The sequence below is a fragment of the Rhodoplanes sp. P11 genome (genome assembly GCF_964266735.1).
GTDB lineage: Bacteria > Pseudomonadota > Alphaproteobacteria > Rhizobiales > Xanthobacteraceae > Rhodoplanes > Rhodoplanes serenus.
On the sequence record NZ_CAXWGY010000001.1, the window covers coordinates 219,305 to 237,637 of the forward strand.

General features: G+C 70.9%; 18 protein-coding genes. 8 read left to right on the forward strand and 10 right to left on the reverse strand.

Annotated features, from left to right (window positions below):
• Window positions 1–6: 6 nt before the first annotated feature.
• Window positions 7–339: a hypothetical protein gene (locus ACFQUV_RS01040; RefSeq protein WP_129610634.1), complete on the reverse strand. Its 333-nt coding sequence runs from the start codon at window positions 337–339 to the stop codon at window positions 7–9.
• A gap of 352 nt (window positions 340–691) precedes the next feature.
• Here ACFQUV_RS01040 and ACFQUV_RS01045 point away from each other — a divergent pair, with 352 nt between their 5' ends.
• The 5 genes from ACFQUV_RS01045 (at window position 692) to ACFQUV_RS01065 (ending at window position 6,091) form a co-directional block, all read left to right on the forward strand.
• Complete coding sequence (locus ACFQUV_RS01045) at window positions 692–931, forward strand: lipoprotein (RefSeq protein ID WP_129610635.1); 240 nt, start codon at window positions 692–694, stop codon at window positions 929–931.
• Between the two features lie 151 nt (window positions 932–1,082).
• Window positions 1,083–2,348, forward strand: a complete 1,266-nt coding sequence (lysA, locus tag ACFQUV_RS01050) for a diaminopimelate decarboxylase (RefSeq protein ID WP_129610636.1) — start codon at window positions 1,083–1,085, stop codon at window positions 2,346–2,348.
• A gap of 57 nt (window positions 2,349–2,405) precedes the next feature.
• Entirely contained in the window at window positions 2,406–2,669 is a 264-nt protein-coding gene (locus ACFQUV_RS01055; RefSeq protein ID WP_129610637.1) for a hypothetical protein, read from the forward strand.
• 12 nt (window positions 2,670–2,681) lie between these two features.
• Window positions 2,682–3,290, forward strand: a complete 609-nt coding sequence (locus ACFQUV_RS01060; protein ID WP_129610638.1) for a hypothetical protein — start codon at window positions 2,682–2,684, stop codon at window positions 3,288–3,290.
• Window positions 3,291–3,544: 254 nt separating this feature from the next.
• A complete protein-coding gene (locus tag ACFQUV_RS01065) occupies window positions 3,545–6,091 on the forward strand; it encodes a TIGR02302 family protein (RefSeq protein ID WP_129610639.1) in 2,547 nt (848 codons plus the stop codon).
• A 28-nt stretch (window positions 6,092–6,119) separates the two neighbouring features.
• Here the strand turns inward: ACFQUV_RS01065 and ACFQUV_RS01070 are convergent, their stop codons facing one another.
• The 8 genes from ACFQUV_RS01070 to coxB all read right to left on the reverse strand — a co-directional run bounded on the left by ACFQUV_RS01070 (window position 6,120) and on the right by coxB (window position 12,766).
• Window positions 6,120–6,920, reverse strand: coding sequence for an SURF1 family protein (locus tag ACFQUV_RS01070; protein WP_129610640.1), 801 nt, complete (start codon window positions 6,918–6,920; stop codon window positions 6,120–6,122).
• A gap of 5 nt (window positions 6,921–6,925) precedes the next feature.
• Entirely contained in the window at window positions 6,926–7,333 is a 408-nt protein-coding gene (locus tag ACFQUV_RS01075) for a DUF983 domain-containing protein (protein ID WP_129610641.1), read from the reverse strand.
• Between the two features lie 8 nt (window positions 7,334–7,341).
• On the reverse strand, window positions 7,342–8,187 hold the full coding sequence (locus ACFQUV_RS01080) for a cytochrome c oxidase subunit 3 (protein ID WP_129610642.1): 846 nt from the start codon (window positions 8,185–8,187) through the stop codon (window positions 7,342–7,344).
• Window positions 8,188–8,257: 70 nt separating this feature from the next.
• Window positions 8,258–8,872, reverse strand: a complete 615-nt coding sequence (locus tag ACFQUV_RS01085) for a cytochrome c oxidase assembly protein (protein WP_378393983.1) — start codon at window positions 8,870–8,872, stop codon at window positions 8,258–8,260.
• A gap of 7 nt (window positions 8,873–8,879) precedes the next feature.
• A complete protein-coding gene (locus tag ACFQUV_RS01090; protein ID WP_165363769.1) occupies window positions 8,880–9,053 on the reverse strand; it encodes a hypothetical protein in 174 nt (57 codons plus the stop codon).
• Window positions 9,050–10,045, reverse strand: a complete 996-nt coding sequence (locus ACFQUV_RS01095) for a heme o synthase (RefSeq protein ID WP_129607769.1) — start codon at window positions 10,043–10,045, stop codon at window positions 9,050–9,052. Before ACFQUV_RS01095 ends, ACFQUV_RS01090 begins: the two co-directional genes overlap by 4 nt.
• Window positions 10,046–10,196: 151 nt before the next feature.
• Window positions 10,197–11,798 (reverse strand): cytochrome c oxidase subunit I, encoded by a 1,602-nt coding sequence (ctaD, locus tag ACFQUV_RS01100; RefSeq protein ID WP_111388192.1) that lies wholly within the window; start codon window positions 11,796–11,798, stop codon window positions 10,197–10,199.
• A gap of 56 nt (window positions 11,799–11,854) precedes the next feature.
• A complete protein-coding gene (gene coxB / locus ACFQUV_RS01105; protein WP_129607768.1) occupies window positions 11,855–12,766 on the reverse strand; it encodes a cytochrome c oxidase subunit II in 912 nt (303 codons plus the stop codon).
• A gap of 443 nt (window positions 12,767–13,209) precedes the next feature.
• On the opposite strand from coxB, the gene ACFQUV_RS01110 reads away from it, so the two are divergent.
• Both ACFQUV_RS01110 and ACFQUV_RS01115 read left to right on the forward strand, forming a co-directional pair.
• Entirely contained in the window at window positions 13,210–13,767 is a 558-nt protein-coding gene (locus tag ACFQUV_RS01110) for an invasion associated locus B family protein (protein ID WP_207211366.1), read from the forward strand.
• Between the two features lie 81 nt (window positions 13,768–13,848).
• On the forward strand, window positions 13,849–15,156 hold the full coding sequence (locus ACFQUV_RS01115; protein ID WP_129607767.1) for a lytic murein transglycosylase: 1,308 nt from the start codon (window positions 13,849–13,851) through the stop codon (window positions 15,154–15,156).
• Between the two features lie 25 nt (window positions 15,157–15,181).
• Here ACFQUV_RS01115 and ACFQUV_RS01120 read toward each other — a convergent pair whose 3' ends face one another.
• Window positions 15,182–15,982: an IclR family transcriptional regulator gene (locus tag ACFQUV_RS01120; protein WP_129607766.1), complete on the reverse strand. Its 801-nt coding sequence runs from the start codon at window positions 15,980–15,982 to the stop codon at window positions 15,182–15,184.
• Window positions 15,983–16,866: 884 nt separating this feature from the next.
• Between ACFQUV_RS01120 and ACFQUV_RS01125 the strand changes: the two genes are divergently transcribed.
• On the forward strand, window positions 16,867–18,321 hold the full coding sequence (locus ACFQUV_RS01125; RefSeq protein WP_207211350.1) for an MFS transporter: 1,455 nt from the start codon (window positions 16,867–16,869) through the stop codon (window positions 18,319–18,321).
• The last annotated feature ends 12 nt before the right edge of the window (window positions 18,322–18,333 follow it).

The following is an 18,333-nucleotide window of genomic DNA, read 5'->3' on the forward strand; positions in this document are numbered from 1 at the left end:
CTCGGGTCAGTTGCCGCCGATATTGCCCTTGGGGCCGGCGCGTGGAACCTGGCTCGGCGGATCGCCCAACGCCGGACCCGAATCGCGGGCCGCCGGACCACCGGCGCCGCCCGCCCCGGTGGTGCCGGGAACCGGCGCCACCACGGCGCCGCCGGAGCCGCGCGCCGCCGCGCCGGTGTCGCCGCTGGTGCCGATATTGCCCTTCGGCGGAACGTTGTTCGGGACCTCGGTCCCGGTCGGGTTGTTGGGGTTGCCGGTCTGGGCCAGCGCCGGCATGGCCAGGGCGGTCACGCCGAGGGCTACAAGCCCGGCTCGAAACAGCTTGGACGTCGATGGCATCGTATTGCCTCCTCGAGACTTTGCCGCATGGTTGGGGTCGCGTCCGGACAACGGCCCGTCGCCAAGGGGGTTCCGAGAGAGACGGGCAGCGGATCGTCCACTTCGGCGGTCGCGACGCCATTGATGCAAGGATCACACGGTCGGCCGAAAAAACGCGCTGCCGGCCCGAAAAGGCCCGATTTTCGCTCGCCGATGCGCTACGGTCCCGGCGATCCGCGACGCGCGCCGTGCCATCCGGCCGGAACGAGCGCCGCGACAGCGTGGATTCGGAGATCCGGGGAAGAAGAACTCCGGCGGAGTGGTTGTGGTGGATCACGGAGGCGCGCGCGTGAGGCGGACGGGCGGATTTCGGATGCTGGCGCTCGTGGCTCTGATCGGCACGCTCGCCCTGGCGGGCTGCGGCCGCAAGAACGCGCTGGAGCCGCCGCCCTCGGCCCAGGCGGTGCCGACCCCGGCCGAGCAGCCGGCCCCCTCGGGCTGGCGGACTCCCTCCGGCGGCATCCCCGACCTCAACCCGACGCAGCCGCCTCCGCCCCCGCCGGCGACGCCTCCTCGCAACCGCACCTTCCCGCTCGACGCCCTGCTGAACTGACGGGCTGAGCCGATCCGGCAGCCGCGCCCGGCCGGCCTGCGCCGCGGCGCCCCCGGTTGCCCAGTTTCACCGCACCGAAAAATGCTCTAACCCGTGTGGCGCGTCGCGGCTTCGCCGCGGGTGTCTGCCGGCGCGCTGTCCGAGGCTGTCCATGCACCACTTCCATCACCGCGACGGCGTCATGCACGCCGAGGGGGTCGATCTCGTCCGCCTCGCCGAGACGGTCGGCACGCCGTTCTACTGCTACTCCACCGCCACCCTGGTGCGGCACTACCGGGTGTTCGCCGAAGCGTTCGCCGACGTGCCGGCGACGATCTGCTACGCCATGAAGGCGAACTCCAACCAGGCGGTGATCCGCACCCTGGCCAAGCTCGGCGCCGGCGCCGACGTGGTGTCGGGCGGCGAGCTCCAGCGGGCGCTGGCGGCCGGCATCCCGCCCGAGAGGATCATGTTCTCCGGGGTCGGCAAGACGGCCGCGGAGCTGTCGCTGGCGGTCGACACCGGCATCCTGTGCGTCAACGTCGAGTCGGAGCCCGAGCTGGCGCTGCTGTCGCAGATCGCCGCCGCCAAGGGCCGGCGCGCCGCCGTGTCGCTGCGGGTCAATCCGGACGTCGACGCCGGCACCCATCAGAAGATCTCCACCGGCAAGGCCGAGAACAAGTTCGGCATCCCGATCTCGCGGGCCCGCGACGTCTACGCCCGCGCCGCCACGCTGCCCGGCATCCGGGTGGCCGGCGTCGACATGCATATCGGCAGCCAGATCACCGATCTCGGGCCGTTCCGCGACGCCTTCGCGCTGCTCGCCGACTTCGTGCGGACGCTGCGCGCCGACGGCCACGCCATCGCGCACATCGATTTCGGCGGCGGGCTCGGCATCCCGTATCGCGACGACGACGACGAGCCGCCCCACCCCGAAGCCTATGCGGCCGTGGTGAAGCAGGCGGTGCGCGATCTCGGCTGCCGGCTCTTGTTCGAGCCCGGGCGACTCCTGGTCGGCAATGCCGGCGTCCTGATCACCCGGGTGCTCTACGTGAAGCGGGGCGAGGCCAAGACCTTCGTGATCGTCGATGCGGCCATGAACGATCTGGTGCGCCCCACCCTCTACGAGGCGTTCCACGCGCTGCGCCCGGTGGTCGAGCCGCCTCCCGGCACCCCGACGCTCACCGCCGACGTGGTCGGCCCGGTGTGCGAATCGGGCGACTACCTCGCCCTCGATCGCGCCATGCCCGAGCCCAAGGCCGGTGATCTGATCGCGGTGATGTCGGCCGGCGCCTACGGGGCCGTGCAGGCCGGCACCTACAACACTCGCCCGCTCGTCCCCGAGGTGCTGGTCGACGGCGACCGCTGGGCGCTGGTGCGGCCGCGCCTGGAGGTCGCCGACATCATCGCGCGCGACCGGCTGCCGGAGTGGTTGTGAGAACCACACGTCGCACCCGCAATTGAAACGGGCGGCGACATCGCCGATATTGTCCCCATGGCGAAGAAGATCACATCGACGGCATCTCGGATCGGCGCAGGCGGGAAGCGCAGCGTTGCGGTCACGGCGGCCAAGCCGAGGATGGCGAAGAACGCAACCGCGAAGCGGGTGGCGAGCCAGCCGAAGCCCCTCTCGAAGTCCTACGAGATCGTCGGCCGGACCCGCGATGGCGTCTCAATTCTGGGGCCCGCCGTCGAGCCGACTCATTTCACGTCGGACGAGATCCGGAAGACGATTCGCGATGTTCTCGGAAAGAGATAGTCGAGGGCCTGAATGGCCACCTCCAACCGGAATGTCTTCATCAACTGCCCTTTCGACGCGCAATACCAAGTCTTTTTCCGGGCGATCGTCTTCACGGTGAAGCGATCGGGCTTCCAGCCCCGCTGTGCGCTCGAGGTCGACGACGGGTCGGAGAACCGCCTCGAGAAGATCTGCAAGATTATCGCCGAGTCCCGCTACGGCGTGCATGACATTTCCCGAACCGCGCTGGATCGGAAGAGCCGGCTGCCCCGTTTCAACATGCCTCTCGAACTGGGCCTCTTCATCGGTGCCAAGAAGTTCGGGTCCGGCCAGGCGTCCAAGCGCTGTGCCATCTTCGATACCGAGCAGTACCGCTATCAAAAGTTCATCTCGGACATCGCCGGGCAGGACATCCACGCCCATGGCGACGACCACCGGACCTTGATCGGCAAGCTGGCCGGCTGGCTGCGCGATCAGAGCAACGATCCGAAAGTGCCGGGCGGCCGCGCGATCGCGGCCGAATTCGACACGTTCCTCGTGAGACTACCGGCCATCTGCCGTGGACGGGCTCTCGCCCCGGACGAGCTGACGTTCGGCGACCTGGCGCAGCTCACAGCCGCCTACATCACCGAGACGGCATGACAACCCGCCTTTCCCCCCTGCGACCCGGCTTGACCCCTGTCCGAGGCGCCGCTGACAATGCCGTGAGGCGACGCATTTCGGCCGCGCGTGCCTGCCAGCATGGGGGTTCGCGTGTTAAAGCATTGTCCGGCGAAGTGGATGCCGGTTCGCCGTCGACAATGCGATCACGCCAGGACGTCTAGAGCGGAGCACGATCCGGTTGGATCGGATTTCGCTCTAGGGATGAGCGATAAGGCCGCACTCCGGAGAGCCGCTTGAGCGAGCACCCCCCCGCCCCCGACCGTGCGGCTGCGCCGCACGAGCCCGCCGCCGTGCTCGGCCCGGCACTCGAGCGGGCCCGCTGGACGGTGTTCTGGGAGGGGCTGTGGCCCGCCCTCGCGGCGATCGCGACCGTCACCGGGGCCTTCCTCGCCGCCTCCTGGCTCGGGCTGTGGCTGTGGCTGCCGCCGCTCGGCCGCGCCGTCGGCCTGGCCGGCTTCGCGGCGCTGCTGATCGCCGCCCTGGTGCCGCTGGCCCGCCTCCGCTTCCCCTCCGCGACCACCGGCCTCGCCCGGCTCGACCGCGAGTCCGGCCTCCTGCACCGCCCCGCCACGGCCGCCTCCGACACCCTGGCGACTCCGGCCGAAGACCCCTGGGCTCGCGCCCTCTGGCACGCCCATCTGGAGCGCTCGCTGGCCGCCGCCCGCGCCCTGCGGGTCGGGTTCCCCGCCCCTCGCCTGATGCGGCGCGACCCGTGGGCGCTGCGCATGCTGGTGCTGCTGCTGGTCGCCGTCTCCTTCGTGTCGGCCGGCGGTGACCGCATGCGGCGGATCGCCGCGGCGTTCGACTGGCAGGGCACGGCGCTGCCCAGCAACTTCCGGCTCGACGCCTGGGTGTCGCCGCCCGTCTACACGGGGCGGCCGCCGGTCATCCTGCCGGGCCTGCGGCCCGGCGAGCCGGCGGCGCAGCCCGGAGCGCTCTCGGCTGTCACGGTGCCGGCCGGCAGCGTCCTGGTCATCCGGTCGAGCGGCAAGACCGGCCTGGAGGTCTCCACCGCCGGCGGCCTCGCCGAGGCGGCCCCCGACGCCGCGGCACGTCCGCCAGCCGGTGCCGAGGAGCGGCGCTTCGTCATCCGCGAGCGCGGCAGCGCCACGGTGCGCGGGCTCGGCCAGGACCTCGCCTGGAGCTTCGTCGCGACGCCGGACCGCGTGCCGGTCATCGCCTTCGCCAAGGAGCCCGAGCCGCAGGCGCGCGGCGCCCTCCAGCTCGCCTACAAGGTCGAGGACGACTATGGCGTCGTCGCCGCCCGCGCCACCTTCGCGGCCAAGCCCGGCGCCGCCGCCCGGCCGCTGTTCGATCCCCCCGACTTCGCGCTGTCGCTGCCGCAAGCCCGCACCCGCAACGGCGTCGGCCAGACCAGCAAGGACCTGACCGAGAGCCCGTGGGCGGGCGCCGAGGTGGTGCTGACCCTGACGGCGCGCGACGAGGCCGACAACGAGGGCCGCAGCGCCCCGGTGGAGCTGCGGCTGCCGGAGCGGCTGTTCGTCAAGCCGCTCCCCCGCGCCCTGATCGAACAGCGCCGCAACTTGGCGCTCGACGCCGACTCCCGCGACACCGTCGCGGTGGCGCTCGATGCGCTCGCCATCGCGCCGGAGCGCTTCACGCCGGAGACCGGCGCCTATCTGGGCCTGCGCTCGGTGTACTGGAGCCTGGTGCGGGCCAAGTCCGACGCGGATCTGCGCGAGGTGGTCCACGAGCTGTGGGCGCTCGCCACCCAGCTCGAGGACGGCAACGTGGCCGACGCCGAGGCGCGGCTGCGCAACGCCCAGGAGGCGCTGCGCCAGGCCCTGGAGCGCGGCGCCAGCGAGGAGGAGATCAAGAAGCTGATGGAGGAGCTGCGGGCCGCCATGCAGCAGTTCATGCAGGCGCTCGCCGAGGAGCTGCGCAAGAACCCGCAGATGGCGCGGCCGCTCGATCCCAACGCCCGCCAGCTCCGCTCGCAGGATCTCCAGTCGATGCTCGACCGGCTGGAGCAGCTCGCCCGCCAGGGCGCCCGCGACGCCGCCCGCGCGCTGCTCGATCAGCTCCAGTCCATGATGGACAATCTCCAGATGGCGCGGCCCGGCCAGCAGGGCGACGGCGACGACGACCTGATGTCGGCGCTCGACGAGCTGGGCGACATGATCCGCCGCCAGCAGCAGCTCCGCGACCGCACCTTCCAGCAGGGCCAGGACCAGCGCGGCCAACGTGGGCAGCGGGGCCAGCGCGGACAGCAGCGGGGCGAGCCGGGCCAGGGCGACCCGAGCGACTACAGCCAGCTCCAGCAGAACCAACAGGGCCTGCGCGACCAGCTCAAGCGGCTGATGGACCAGCTCCGCCAGCGCGGCCTCGGCCAGCCGCAGGACGGCCAGCCCGGCGAGGGCGAGACGCTGGGCCGCGCCGACGAATCGATGGGTGACGCCGCCGGCGAGCTCGGCCAGGGCAACCCCGACGGCGCCGTCGACAGCCAGGGCCGCGCCCTGGATGCCCTGCGCAAGGGCGCCCAGGGCCTCGCCCAGCAGCTCCAGCAGCAGATGGGCCAGGGTCCCGGCCCCGGCCAGCCGGGCCGCATGGGCCAGCCGCGCGCCCAGCAGGACACCGACCCGCTCGGCCGGCCGCTGCGCGGCCGCGATTACGGCGACGATTCCACCGTCAAGGTGCCGGGCGAGATCGACGTGCAGCGCGCCCGCCGTATCCTGGAGGAGCTGCGCCGCCGCTTCGCCGACCCGCTGCGGCCGCAGCTCGAGCTCGACTACATCGAGCGCCTGCTGAAGGACTTTTGAGCCGTGCGTCCGGCGGCTCGGCGTCGGCTCAGCCGGTCACGCCGGACCGCCGTCGGCGTGGGCCGAAGGCCCACAGCAGAAAGATGACGGCGAGCGCCGCCGCCAGGCTGAACCAGGTGAGCGCGTATTGGAGGTGGTTGTCCGGCAGGTTCGGCTTCAGCCGGGTGACCCGCGGCAGCCCGCCCGGCGCCTCCGGCGCCTCCTGCTCGACATAGAACGGCGCCACCGCGAGACCCTTCTCGGCCGCGATGGCGGCGGGATCGCGGGCGAACCACAGGTTCCGGGCCGGATCGTCGGCCGGCGCGAAGGTCGGCCGCTCCTCCGGCCAGCGCATCACCGCGACGATCTCGACCGGCCCCGTCACCTGCCCGGCGGCGCGTGACTCCGGCGCCTTCTGGGCATCCGGCACGAAACCGCGATCGACCATGACGAGCGGCGCGCCGGCCGCCGCCGGCCCGCCGGCGCCCCCCGCCCCGGCGAGCCGCAGCGGCGTGAACACCCGGTAGCCGAGCCCGCCCGGCGCGGTGCGCAGGCCCGAGCCGATGGCATAGACCAGCGCCTCGCGGTCATGCAGGAACTCGCCGGCGAAGCGGACGCGGCGGAACTCGGCCTCCTCCCGCCGCAAGGTCGGCCACGCCGCCGCCGGCGGCAGCGCCACCGGGGCGGCGGCGAGACGTTCGCTCAGCGTGGCGATCAGCTCGCGCTTCCAGGCCCGGCGATCGAGCTGCCACAGGCCGAGACCGATCAGCACCGCGACGCCGACCAGCGACACCAGGGCGGGAACGAGCAGGCGGCGCGGAGCCGCCGAAGCCGACGCGGTCGTGGTCATCGAACTCAGGGCATCTCGCCGGGGCCGAACTGGCCTTCCGCTGCCTTATGGCGAAACTGGAGCGCGATCATCAGGCCCTTCAGGGGCCGCAGCGGCGCCAGCGTGGTGAGCAGGATGAGCGGCAGCCACAGCGCCGCGTGCAGCCAGAACGGCGGCTGCCAGACGATCTCGGTGATCAGCGCGGCGGCGACCACGACGAAGCCCGAGAACGACATCACGAAGAAGGCCGGCCCGTCGCCCGAATCGATGAAGGCGAAGTCGAGCCCGCACACCTCGCAGCGCGGCCGCACCGTGAGGAAGCCGGCGAACAGCCGGCCCTGCCCACAGCGCGGGCAGCGCCCGCGCAGGCCGGCCGCGAGCGGGCTCGCGGTCGACGGGTGCGCCTCGTGATGAGGTTGCGTGTGCTGGTCCATGCCGGGTCTCAGTGGGCGCCGCTCGCACCCGCTCCCCACACATAGATGGCGGCGAACAGGAACAGCCACACCACGTCGACGAAATGCCAGTACCAAGCGGCGAACTCGAAACCGAGATGCTGGGTCGGGGTGAAGTGGCCCGCATAGGCGCGGCCCAGGCAGACGATCAGAAAGATGGTGCCGATGATCACATGGGCACCGTGGAAGCCGGTCGCCATGAAGAAGGTGGCGCCGTAGACGTTGCCCGAGAACGCGAAGGTGGCGTGGGCGTACTCGTAGGCCTGCACGGCCGTGAAGGTGAGGCCGAGCGCGATGGTGCAGATCAGGCCCCACTTGAGACCCTGGCGGTCGCCGTGCAGTAGCGCATGGTGCGCCCAGGTGACGGTGGTGCCGGAGGTGAGCAGGATCAGGGTGTTCAACAGCGGCAGGTGCCAGGGATCGAAGGTCTCGATGCCCTTGGGCGGCCAGGTGCCGCCGAACATCTCGGTGCGGGTGACCAGGTTGGCGGCGTCCGGGAACAGGGCGGCATTGAAGTAGGCCCAGAACCAGGCGACGAAGAACATCACCTCGGAGGCGATGAACAGGATCATGCCGTAGCGGTGGGAGATCTGCACCACCTTGGAATGAAAGCCGCCGTGCTCCGCCTCGCGGATCACGTCGCGCCACCAGCCCGCCATGGTGCCGAGCACGCCGGCGACGCCGAGCGCGAAGATCCAGGGCGCCGCCGCGAACGACTTGTGCATCCAGAAGATCGCCCCCACCGCCATGATGAAGGCCGACAGCGAGCCGATCACCGGCCAGGGGCTCGGATCGACGAGGTGATAGTCGTGCTGCTTGGCGTGCGCCTCGGCCATGGGGGTCTCCGTCTTGCCGAACAGTCGTCGAGGGTACGGCGGCGCGCGCGCCGCCCGGTTCGTTATTTGGTCAGGACCCGCCGGAGGCCGCCGCCGTGGCGGGGCTGCGCGTCGGGTAGAACGTGTAGGACAGCGTGATGGTGTTGAGGCTGTCCTGGTCGCGATCCTCGGCCAGCTTGGGATCGACGAAGAACACCACCGCCATCTCGCGGCGCTCGCCGGCGGCGAGGCGCTGCTCAGTGAAGCAGAAGCAGTCGATCTTGCCGAAATAGGCCCCGGTCTGCGCGGGCGCGACGTTGTAGGCGGCGGTGCCGGAGGTCTCGCGCGCCGCCTGGTTGGTGATGGTGTAGTAGATCGTCACCACCTCGCCGAGCCGGACGTTCACGCTGTTCACCTCGGGCTCGAAGCGCCACGGCAGGCCGCGCCCGATATTGGCGTCGAAGCGCACCGTGATGCGGCGATCGAGCACCTCACCCGGCGCCGCGGTCGCCACCTGCGGGGTGCCGCCGAAGCCGGTGACACGGCAGAACCAGTCGTAGAGCGGCACCGCCGCATAGGCGGCGCCGACCATCAGGCCGACGAAAGCGCCGCAGGCGAGCGCGATGCCGATGTCGCGGCGGCGCGCCGGATTGGCGGCGGGCGGCGGGGTGGCGGGCGGGTGGCTCGGACGAACGGGGGTTGTCATCGGCGCCTCACAACGGCCGGCTGAGAACGCCGGGGCCGAGCTTGACGATGGTGATCGCGTAGAACAGCACCACCAGCACGGCGAGCACCACCGCGATGGCGACCGAGCGGGCGCGACGGCGGCGCTTCTGCTCGTCGGTGAGGACGATGCCGTCGTCGTGGCGAAGAGGGCGACCGCTCATGACACGCTCCAGCGCGCGAGGGCATCGAGGCCGGCCGCGACCCAAGGGTGGACCCAGTGGTCGATCAGCAGCACCGCGAACAGCGCGAACAGATAGGTGAGCGAGAAGCCGAACAGCCGCTTCGCCAGGCGATCCGTCGCGGCGGCGTCGGCGGCGCGCTTCAGCCTGACGGCGAGCGCCAGGATCTGCACGCCCGCCACGGTGGCGACGACGCCGTAGAGCGGCCCGGCGAGCCCCACCAGCCAGGGCGACACGCCGATCGGTGCCAGCACGCAGGCGTGCAGCAGGATCTGCCGCTTGGTCTCGGCGACGCCGGACACCACCGGCAGCATCGGGATGCCGGCGCGCGCATAGTCGCCGCTGCGCCACAGCGACAGCGCCCAGAAATGCGGCGGCGTCCAGAAGAAGATGATGAGGAACAGCAGCACCGGCTCGATCGCGAGGCTGCCGGTGGCGGCCGCCCAGCCGATCATCGGCGGCACCGCGCCGGCGGCCCCGCCGATGACGATGTTCTGCGACGTCGCCCGCTTCAGCCACATCGAGTAGACGACGGCGTAGAAGACGATCGTGAAGGCGAGCAGGAAGGCCGCGAGCCAGCCGGCGACCAGCCCCAGCACCGCGACCGAGCCGACCGCCAGCGTCAGCCCGAAGGCGAGCGCCTCGCCCTCGCCGACCCGGCCGGACGGAATCGGGCGGCGCGCCGTGCGCGCCATCACGGCGTCGATATCGGCATCCCACCACATGTTGAGCGCACCCGCCGCCCCGGCGCCGACCGCGATGCACAGAAGCGCCGCGAAGCCGAGCACCGGATGCAGCCGATCGGGCGCCACCAGCATGCCGACCAGCGCCGTGAACACGACGAGCGACATCACCCGCGGCTTCATCAGCGCGATGTAGTCGCGAACCTCGGCGAGGCTGGGCTCGACGGCCGGCACACCCACCGGGGCGGGGACGGAACGGGTGAGATCGGCGCCGTCGGTGGCGAGAGACATACGGGGGACCCTCCGGCCAGGCTGACAATCACACGAGACCGTCACGCGACATCCGTCACGAAACAGCCGTCATGTAAAACGCCCGTGCGCGCCGGACCGCGCGCACGGCAGGCGACCGGCGGTGGACCGCCGGTCGCGGATCGGTGGCGCATCAGCGGATGCGCGGCAGCACCTCGAACTGGTGGAACGGCGGCGGCGACGACAGCGTCCACTCCAGGGTGGTCGCCCCGGCGCCCCACGGATTGCCGGCCGCATGCTCCTTGCGCATGAAGGCGCGCGCCACGCCGAAGAAGAAGATCAGCATCGCGAAGAACGAGATGTAGGAGCCGATCGACGACACCATGTTCCAGCCGTGGAAGGCGTCCGGATAGTCGGCGATCCGCCGCGGCATCCCGGCGAGACCCAGGAAGTGCTGCGGGAAGAACACCATGTTGACGCCCACGAAGGTGACCCAGAAGTGCAGCTTGCCGAGCCACTCCTCGTACATGTAGCCGGTGAACTTCGGGAACCAGTAGTACCAGCCGGCGAAGATGGTGAAGACGGCGCCGAGCGACAGCACGTAGTGGAAGTGCGCCACCACGTAGTAGGTGTCGGTCAGCACCCGGTCGACCGAGGCGTTGGCCAGCACCACGCCGGTGACGCCGCCCACCACGAACAGGAAGATGAAGCCGAACGTCCACAGCATCGGGGTGCGGAACTCGATGGAGCCGCCCCACATGGTGGCGATCCACGAGAAGATCTTGATGCCGGTCGGCACCGCGATCACCATCGTGGCGGCGACGAAGTAAGCTTGCGTGCCGGTCGACAGGCCGACCACGTACATGTGGTGCGCCCACACGATGAAGCCGATGAAGCCGATCGCCACCATGGCATAGGCCATGCCGAGATAGCCGAACACCGGCTTGCGCGAGAAGGTGGCGACGATCTGGCTGATGATGCCGAAGCCCGGCAGGATCATGATGTAGACTTCGGGGTGACCGAAGAACCAGAACAGGTGCTGATAGAGCACCGGGTCGCCGCCGCCCTCCGCCGCGAAGAAGGCGGTGCCGAAGTTGCGGTCGGTCAGCAGCATCGTGATGGCACCGGCGAGCACCGGCAGCGCCAGCAGCAGCAGGAACGCCGTCACCAGCACCGACCACACGAACAGCGGCATCTTGTGCAGCGTCATGCCGGGGGCGCGCATGTTCAGGATGGTGGTGATGAAGTTGATGGCGCCGAGGATCGACGAGGCGCCGGCGAGATGCAGCGACAGGATGGCGAAATCCATCGCCGGGCCGGGATGCCCGATGGTGGACAGCGGCGCGTAGACGGTCCAGCCGGCACCGACGCCGTTGCCGCCCGGCTCGCCCTCGACGAACAGCGACATCAGGAGCAGCGAGAAGGCCGCCGGCAGCAGCCAGAACGAGATGTTGTTCATGCGCGGGAACGCCATGTCGGGCGCCCCGATCATCAGCGGCACGATCCAGTTGCCGAAGCCGCCGATCAGCGCCGGCATCACCATGAAGAACACCATGATGAGGCCGTGTGCCGTGGTGAACACGTTGAAGGTGTGGGCCGACGCGAAGAACTGCATGCCGGGGTTTTGCAGCTCCAGCCGGATGCCGATCGACAGGACGGCACCGATGACGCCGGCGAACATCGCGAACACGAAATACATCGTGCCGATGTCCTTGTGGTTCGTCGAGTAGAGGAAGCGTCGCCACCCGGTGGGGTGATCGGCGTGGGTGTCGTGAGCCGTTACCGTGGCATCCATGATCGGGTCCTCGAAGACGGGGGTCGGTCGCCGCGCGATGGGCGCGGCGCGCCAGCTCAGTCGACGGTGCGCGGCGCAGGCGCGGCGGCGGTGCTCGCCGCCAGCGCCATCGGCGATACCGCGGGCGCCGCCTCGGCCGCCCGGCGCGGCGCCGCGTCCGGCCCTGCCGCGTACTTCTTCTTGGCGTCCTCGACCCAGGCCGCGAAGGCCTGCTCGCTGACGACCCGCACCGCGATCGGCATGAAGGCGTGGTCCTTGCCGCACAGCTCGGAGCACTGGCCGTAGTAGACGCCTTCCTTGGTGGCCTTGAACCAGGTCTCGTTGAGACGACCCGGGATGGCGTCGATCTTGATGCCGAAGGAAGGCACCGCGAAGGCATGGATCACGTCGGCGCCGGTGACCTGCACGCGCACCACCTTGTCGACCGGCACCACCATCTCGTTGTCGACCGACAGAAGGCGCGGCTGGCCGGGCTTGAGGTCGGTGTCGGGCACCATCAGCGAATCGAACTCGAACTTGCCCTGGTCCGGATAGGCGTAGCTCCAGAACCACTGCTTGCCGGTGGCCTTCACGGTCACGTCAGCGGTCGGCGTGTTGAGCTGGGCGAACATGATGCGGAACGACGGCACCGCGATCACCACCAGGATGATCACCGGCACCACGGTCCAGATCACTTCGATGGCGGTGTTGTGGGTGGTGCGCGACGGCGTCGGGTTGGCGCGCGCGTTGAAGCGCACCATCACCACCACCAGCAGCACCAGCACCAGGGCGACGATGGCGGTGATGATCCACAGCAGCAGATCGTGGAACCAGATGACGTCGCTCATCACCGGGGCGGCCGCCTGCTGCATGCCGAGCTGCCAGGGCGACGGCTGGCCGAGACCCGCCAGGGCGGAGTCCGATGACCCCAGCAGGGTCGCGGCGGCGAGAGCCCCGCCAAGCAAAAGCACCCGGACAACTCCGAACATCGTGGCTCTGCTCCTTCGTCGGTTGCGGCGTGCGGCAGCGGCAGCTGTCGACGCGAGGCGGCGAAAAGCACGGGTCAAAACCGGATTATGTCGGGAAGTTCCGCTGCGCACACTACGGGCGCTGGCGACGGACGGCCTCGACGGCACCGGGGGTGATGCACCGCGATTAGGCCCTTCAAACCACACTTCCGCCCCACTCGCAATGTGCCTCGTGCAAACCATTCGCCGGAAGCCCGCCGGCGCTGCGTGGCGGGGTCGACGCGGCTGTCGGCAACGCCCCGGCGGCCGCAGACGAAGCGCCGGCGAGCGTGTAGACTCGGGCTGTCACGACGACGGGCGTCGCGTCGACACGACGTCCAGCCAAGACGACAGCAACGGTCGTCTCCGAATTCAGGGGCCGGTGCCGCGGATCGCCAGCGCGCCGCCCGAGCAGGGAGTCCGCGATGGATTTGTCCACGATCAGCATCACCGATGGCGACTGGCTGGCGGCGAGGCGCACCTGGCCCGCTCTGCTTCTCCGCCTCGCGGTCGCGCTCGCCACGGGCGTCGCGATGGTGTCGACGGCTGCCGCACAGGGCGCCGTGCGCTCGGTGCACGAGGACTGGCAGATCCGCTGCGAGACGCCGCCCGGGGCGCAAGCCGAGCAGTGCGCGCTGTTCCAGAGCGTCGTCGCGGAGGACCGCGCCAATGTGGGCCTCACCGTGCTGGTGCTGCGCACCGCCGACCAGAAGACCCGGCTGATGCGGGTGCAGGCGCCCCTCGGCGTGCTGCTGCCGGCCGGCCTCGGCCTCAAGGTCGACCAGCAGGATGTCGGCCGCGCCGGCTTCGTGCGCTGCCTGCCGCGCGGCTGCTACGCCGAGGTGGTCATGGACGACACCCTGATCAAGCAGTTCCGCAGCGGCCAGACGGCCACGTTCTTCATCTTTCAGACTCCCGAGGAGGGCATCGGGTTCCCGATGAGCCTGAAGGGATTCGGCGACGGATTCGACAAGCTGCCTTGACGGCGACGCTGTCGCGTCGGCGTCACACGCGATCATGTCACGCGCGATCACGTCCGGAGGCAAAGGAGGGAGAGCGAGCAGATGACGCCGAGCACCACCGGCCGCCGCGCCGTGCATGTCGCCGCCGCGATGGCGGCGCTCACCGGCGCCGTCATGCTCCCGGCCACCGCCTCCGCCCAGGCAGCGCGCCCACCCGCCCCGCAGACTCAGACGGCCCAGACTCGGACGCAGCCAACCGCCCCTGCGGCGGCGCCCTGCCGCAACACCGGCAGCTTCGAGAGCTGGCGCGCCCGCTTCGAGCAGGAGGCGATCCAGCAGGGCATCTCGCGCGCCGCCGTCGCGGCTGCCGCGCCTTATCTGGTCTACGACTCGCGCATCGTCGGCATCGATCGCGGCCAGCGCTTCTTCGCCCAGAGCTTTCTCCAGTTCTCCGACAAGATGCTGCCGGCCTACCGGCTCCAGAAGGGCGCCGAGATGATCGGCCGCCACGCCGCGCTGTTCGCCCGCGCCGACAAGGAGTTCGGCGTGCCGGCCGCGGTGATCGTGGCGTTCTGGGGGCTGGAGAGCGATTTCGGCGCCGGCATGGGCAAGGACCACGCGATCCGCTCGCTCGCCACCCTGGCCTACGACTGTCGGCGCTCCGACATGTTCCGCGGCCACCTGTTCGATGCCCTGCGGATGATCGAGCGCGGCGACCTGACCGCGGCCGAGATGATCGGCTCGTGGGCCGGCGAGCTGGGCCAGACCCAGATGATGCCGTCCGAGTATCTCGCCCACGCGGTCGACTGGGACGGAGACCGCCACCGCAACCTGCTCAAGAGCGTGCCCGACGTCATCGGCTCCACCGCCAAGTACCTGGCGGATCTCGGCTGGCGGCGCGGCGAGCCGTGGCTGCGCGAGGTGCGGGTGCCGGCCGCGCTGCCGTGGGATCAGGCCGACCTGGCGATCCAGCATCCGCACGCCCAGTGGACCGCCTGGGGCGTCACCCAGCGCGATGGCAAGCCGCTCCCGGCGGGTGGCCCCGCGGCCTCGCTGCTGCTGCCCATGGGGCGGCTCGGGCCGGCGTTCCTGGCCTATCCGAACTTCCAGGTCTACCTGAAGTGGAACGCCTCGCTGGTCTACGCCACCACGGCGGCCTACTACGCCACGCGGCTCGCCGGCGCGCCGCCGCTGAATCGCGGCGCCCCGACCATCCCGGCGCTCGGCCAGGAGGAGGCGAAAGAGCTTCAGCAGCTCCTCAATCGCGCCGGCTTCGATGTCGGCGTGCCGGACGGCAAGATCGGCGCCGGCACCCGCTCGGCCGTCAAGCAGGCGCAGATGCGGCTCGGGCTGCCGGCCGATTCGTATCCGACACCCGAGCTGATCGCCCGCCTGCGCGCCGGCCGCTGAGGCGACCCGCGGGCTTTCGGCCGGGTCAGCGACCGACCCGCACCCGCGGCCGGCTCGCCGGCACGTCGGTGGCGGTGTTCTGCATGGCGGCCTCGATGGCGCTCGCCGCCGTCATCACCAGCGGGGCCAGCCGGTTGCGCAGCGCGTCGTCGTAGCGGCCGCGCGGCACCAGGAAGCTGAGGCTGCCCAGCACCGCCCGGCGCGGCCCGAACACCGGCGCCGCGATGGCGGCCCGCACCGTGTCGACATCGCCCGAGGCGGCCGCATAGCCGGACCGCCGAATCGCCGCCAGGCTGCGGCGGAAGCCGTCCCAGCTCTGGCCGAGCCCCGCCGCCGCGATCTCCTCGCTGTTGGCCTCGTAGAGCGAGCGCAGCGTGCGGTTCGGCAGGTGGGCCAGGATGATCTTCGAGGTGGCACCCCGGAACAGCGGCATCGGCCGACCGCGCTGGAACACGATGGGCTCCTGCGGTCCGCGGCCCATCTCCTGGTGGACGCACATGACGCGATCGTGGAACAGCCGGCACAGCAGCACGGCGCCGCCCTCGGCGGCGTGCTCGATCAGCTCGGCCATCACGTCGCGGGCCGCCTTCAGCATCGGGTCGCAGAGCTGGATCTGGCGGTCCATCTGGATGATGGCCGGGCCGAGCGTGTAGCTCGCCCCCGACACCGGGCTGATCAAGCCGGCGCGGGTGAGCCGCTTGAAGTAGCGATACGCCGTGGTGGCCGAGACGGAGAGCTGCACGGCCGCCTCCTCCACGGTCCATTCCGGCCGCTCCACCGTGAACAAGCCGAGGACGGCGAGAAGACGATCGCCGCTGCTCGGCAATCCACCCTCTTCCCTGGTTCGTGCGGACGCTCGTCCCTGTCCCTGCGCCGGGGTCGGAAAAGACACTGTCGTCACTCCCACAATCAATACACGCGAGCCAAAGTGAAAGTACTGCCACAACTCACAGACGATTCAAGAGACATTCGCAAACATCGATATTTATCTCAAATCGTCCCCGTCTGACCGAGGGGTGAACCTCGCCGAAAGTGCCTCACGAGGCAGGGCCATCGCGACGACTCGCCCGCGGGACATCCTTCGCGGCAGCCGGTGTGGCACCCGACGCGGCACCGAACGCGGCACCGAGCGCGGCATCGGCGTGGCCGACACCGACGCCATGGGAGGCGATTCGCGGGCTCCTCAGCCCGTCCAGTGATCGACCCGCGGCGCGCAGCGGGCGGCACGCAGCCGGTGGCGCGCAGCCGGTGGCGTGCACCCGGCAGGAACGTACGCTCTCCGGCGTGGTTGTCATCTTAGCTGGACGGTTGCCGTCCGGCGACCGGCACATCGTCCCGGTCTCGCACGTCGTCCCCCTCCAGACGTTGTCACCGAACGGAGACGTGGTGCCGATCTCGCCTCTGCCGATCTCGCCTCTGCCGATCTCGCCTCTACGGCCCGCGGCTCACCCGGCCGGGCCACCCGATTCGCCGATCGATCCAACCACGGCGGCGGCCCCGCCCCGCCGCGGTCCGACCCCTCCGGTGGACGAGCCGCCCCCCGGACCCGCCGATCCGTCCCCTCTCGACGACCCGCCCCCGACCCGGCCGAACGACCCGATCGAGGAGCCGCCGCCCGACGACGACGATCCCGCCCCGGTGGACGAGCCGCCCGACGGCCCGGATTCGCCGGACGACATCGACGGCCCGCCGGGCCGGCCGGAGCCGCCCCTGCGCACCGGGCCGCCGGCCGCAGCCCCGCTCGGCGCCGTGGTGGAGACCGACCTGCCGGCCCGCCTCGACCGGCTGCCCTGGGGGCGCTTCCACACGCTGGTGATCGCCGCCCTCGGCGTCACCTGGATTCTCGACGGCCTCGAGGTCACGCTGGCCGGCACGCTGGCGGGCGCCCTCAAGGAAAGCCCGGTGCTGCGCTTCAGCAACGCCGATGTCGGCTTCGCCACCAGCGCCTATCTGGCCGGGGCGGTGCTCGGCGCCGTGTTCTTCGGCTGGCTGACCGACCGACTCGGCCGCAAGCGGCTGTTCTTCATCACCCTCGCGGTCTATCTGACGGCCACCGCCGCCACCGCCTTCACCTGGGACCTGTGGAGCTTCGCGGCGATGCGCTTCCTCACCGGGGCCGGCATCGGCGGCGAGTACACGGCCATCAACTCGACCATCCAGGAGCTGGTGCCGGCGCGCTATCGCGGCTTCACCGACATCGCCGTCAACGGCAGCTTCTGGCTCGGCGCCGCCGCCGGCGCGCTCGGCGCCATCGTGGTGCTCGATCCGGCGGTGATCGATCCCGAATATGGCTGGCGGCTCGCCTTCCTGATCGGCGCCGTGCTCGGCCTCGTGGTGCTGCTGATGCGCATGTGGATTCCCGAGAGCCCGCGCTGGCTGGTCATTCACGGCCGCGTCGCCGAGGCCGAGGCGGTGGTGGCCGGCATCGAGCGGCGGGTGCTCGGCACGACGCCGACGCCGCCGTCCGACCTGCCGGTGGTGCGGCTGCGGGTGCGCCGCTCGACGCCGCTGTCGGCGGTGGCCGAGGCGCTGCTGGTGCGTCACCGCGACCGCGCCCTGATCGGCCTCGTGCTGATGGCCGCGCAGGCGTTCTTCTTCAACGCGGTGTTCTTCACCTACGCGCTGGTGCTGACCGACTTCTACGGCGTGCCGGTGGAGCGGGTCGGCTGGTACATCCTGCCCTTCGCGGCCGGCAACTTCCTCGGGCCGCTGCTGCTCGGGCCGCTGTTCGACACGCTCGGCCGGCGGCCGATGATCGTCTTCACCTATGCGATCTCGGGCGTGCTGCTCGCCGTCTCGGGCCTCCTGTTCCAGCGCGAGGCCGTCTCCGTGGTCGAGCAGACCGCCGCCTGGGCGGTGGTGTTCTTCTTCGCCTCGGCGGCCGCGAGCGCCGCCTATCTCACCGTCTCCGAGACCTTTCCGTTGGAGATCCGCGCCCTCACCATCGCGGTGTTCTATGCGCTCGGCACCGGCATCGGCGGCGTCGCCGGGCCGTGGCTGTTCGGGGCGCTGATCGATTCGGGCTCGCGCACCAGCGTGTTCGCGGGCTATCTGGTGGGCGCCGCCCTGATGGTCGTGGCCGCCCTCGTGCACTGGCGCTGGGGCGTCGCCGCCGAGCGGCGGAGCCTCGAAGATGTGGCGCGCCCGCTCGCCGCCGTCGACTGACCGGACCTCGCC

Bases quoted from the DNA above. Each gene is read 5' to 3' on its own strand.
- ACFQUV_RS01095 (WP_129607769.1), bottom strand. From the start codon at position 10,045: ATGTCTCTCGCCACCGACGGCGCCGATCTCACCCGTTCCGTCCCCGCC.
- ACFQUV_RS01080 (WP_129610642.1), bottom strand. From the start codon at position 8,187: ATGGCCGAGGCGCACGCCAAGCAGCACGACTATCACCTCGTCGATCCG.
- ACFQUV_RS01060 (WP_129610638.1), top strand. From the start codon at position 2,682: ATGGCCACCTCCAACCGGAATGTCTTCATCAACTGCCCTTTCGACGCG.
- lysA (WP_129610636.1), top strand. From the start codon at position 1,083: ATGCACCACTTCCATCACCGCGACGGCGTCATGCACGCCGAGGGGGTC.
- ACFQUV_RS01115 (WP_129607767.1), top strand. From the start codon at position 13,849: ATGACGCCGAGCACCACCGGCCGCCGCGCCGTGCATGTCGCCGCCGCG.
- ACFQUV_RS01085 (WP_378393983.1), bottom strand. From the start codon at position 8,872: ATGACAACCCCCGTTCGTCCGAGCCACCCGCCCGCCACCCCGCCGCCC.
- ACFQUV_RS01055 (WP_129610637.1), top strand. From the start codon at position 2,406: ATGGCGAAGAAGATCACATCGACGGCATCTCGGATCGGCGCAGGCGGG.
- ACFQUV_RS01040 (WP_129610634.1), bottom strand. From the start codon at position 339: ATGCCATCGACGTCCAAGCTGTTTCGAGCCGGGCTTGTAGCCCTCGGC.
- ACFQUV_RS01075 (WP_129610641.1), bottom strand. From the start codon at position 7,333: ATGGACCAGCACACGCAACCTCATCACGAGGCGCACCCGTCGACCGCG.
- ACFQUV_RS01090 (WP_165363769.1), bottom strand. From the start codon at position 9,053: ATGAGCGGTCGCCCTCTTCGCCACGACGACGGCATCGTCCTCACCGAC.
- ACFQUV_RS01070 (WP_129610640.1), bottom strand. From the start codon at position 6,920: ATGACCACGACCGCGTCGGCTTCGGCGGCTCCGCGCCGCCTGCTCGTT.
- ACFQUV_RS01110 (WP_207211366.1), top strand. From the start codon at position 13,210: ATGGATTTGTCCACGATCAGCATCACCGATGGCGACTGGCTGGCGGCG.
- ACFQUV_RS01045 (WP_129610635.1), top strand. From the start codon at position 692: ATGCTGGCGCTCGTGGCTCTGATCGGCACGCTCGCCCTGGCGGGCTGC.
- ctaD (WP_111388192.1), bottom strand. From the start codon at position 11,798: ATGGATGCCACGGTAACGGCTCACGACACCCACGCCGATCACCCCACC.
- coxB (WP_129607768.1), bottom strand. From the start codon at position 12,766: ATGTTCGGAGTTGTCCGGGTGCTTTTGCTTGGCGGGGCTCTCGCCGCC.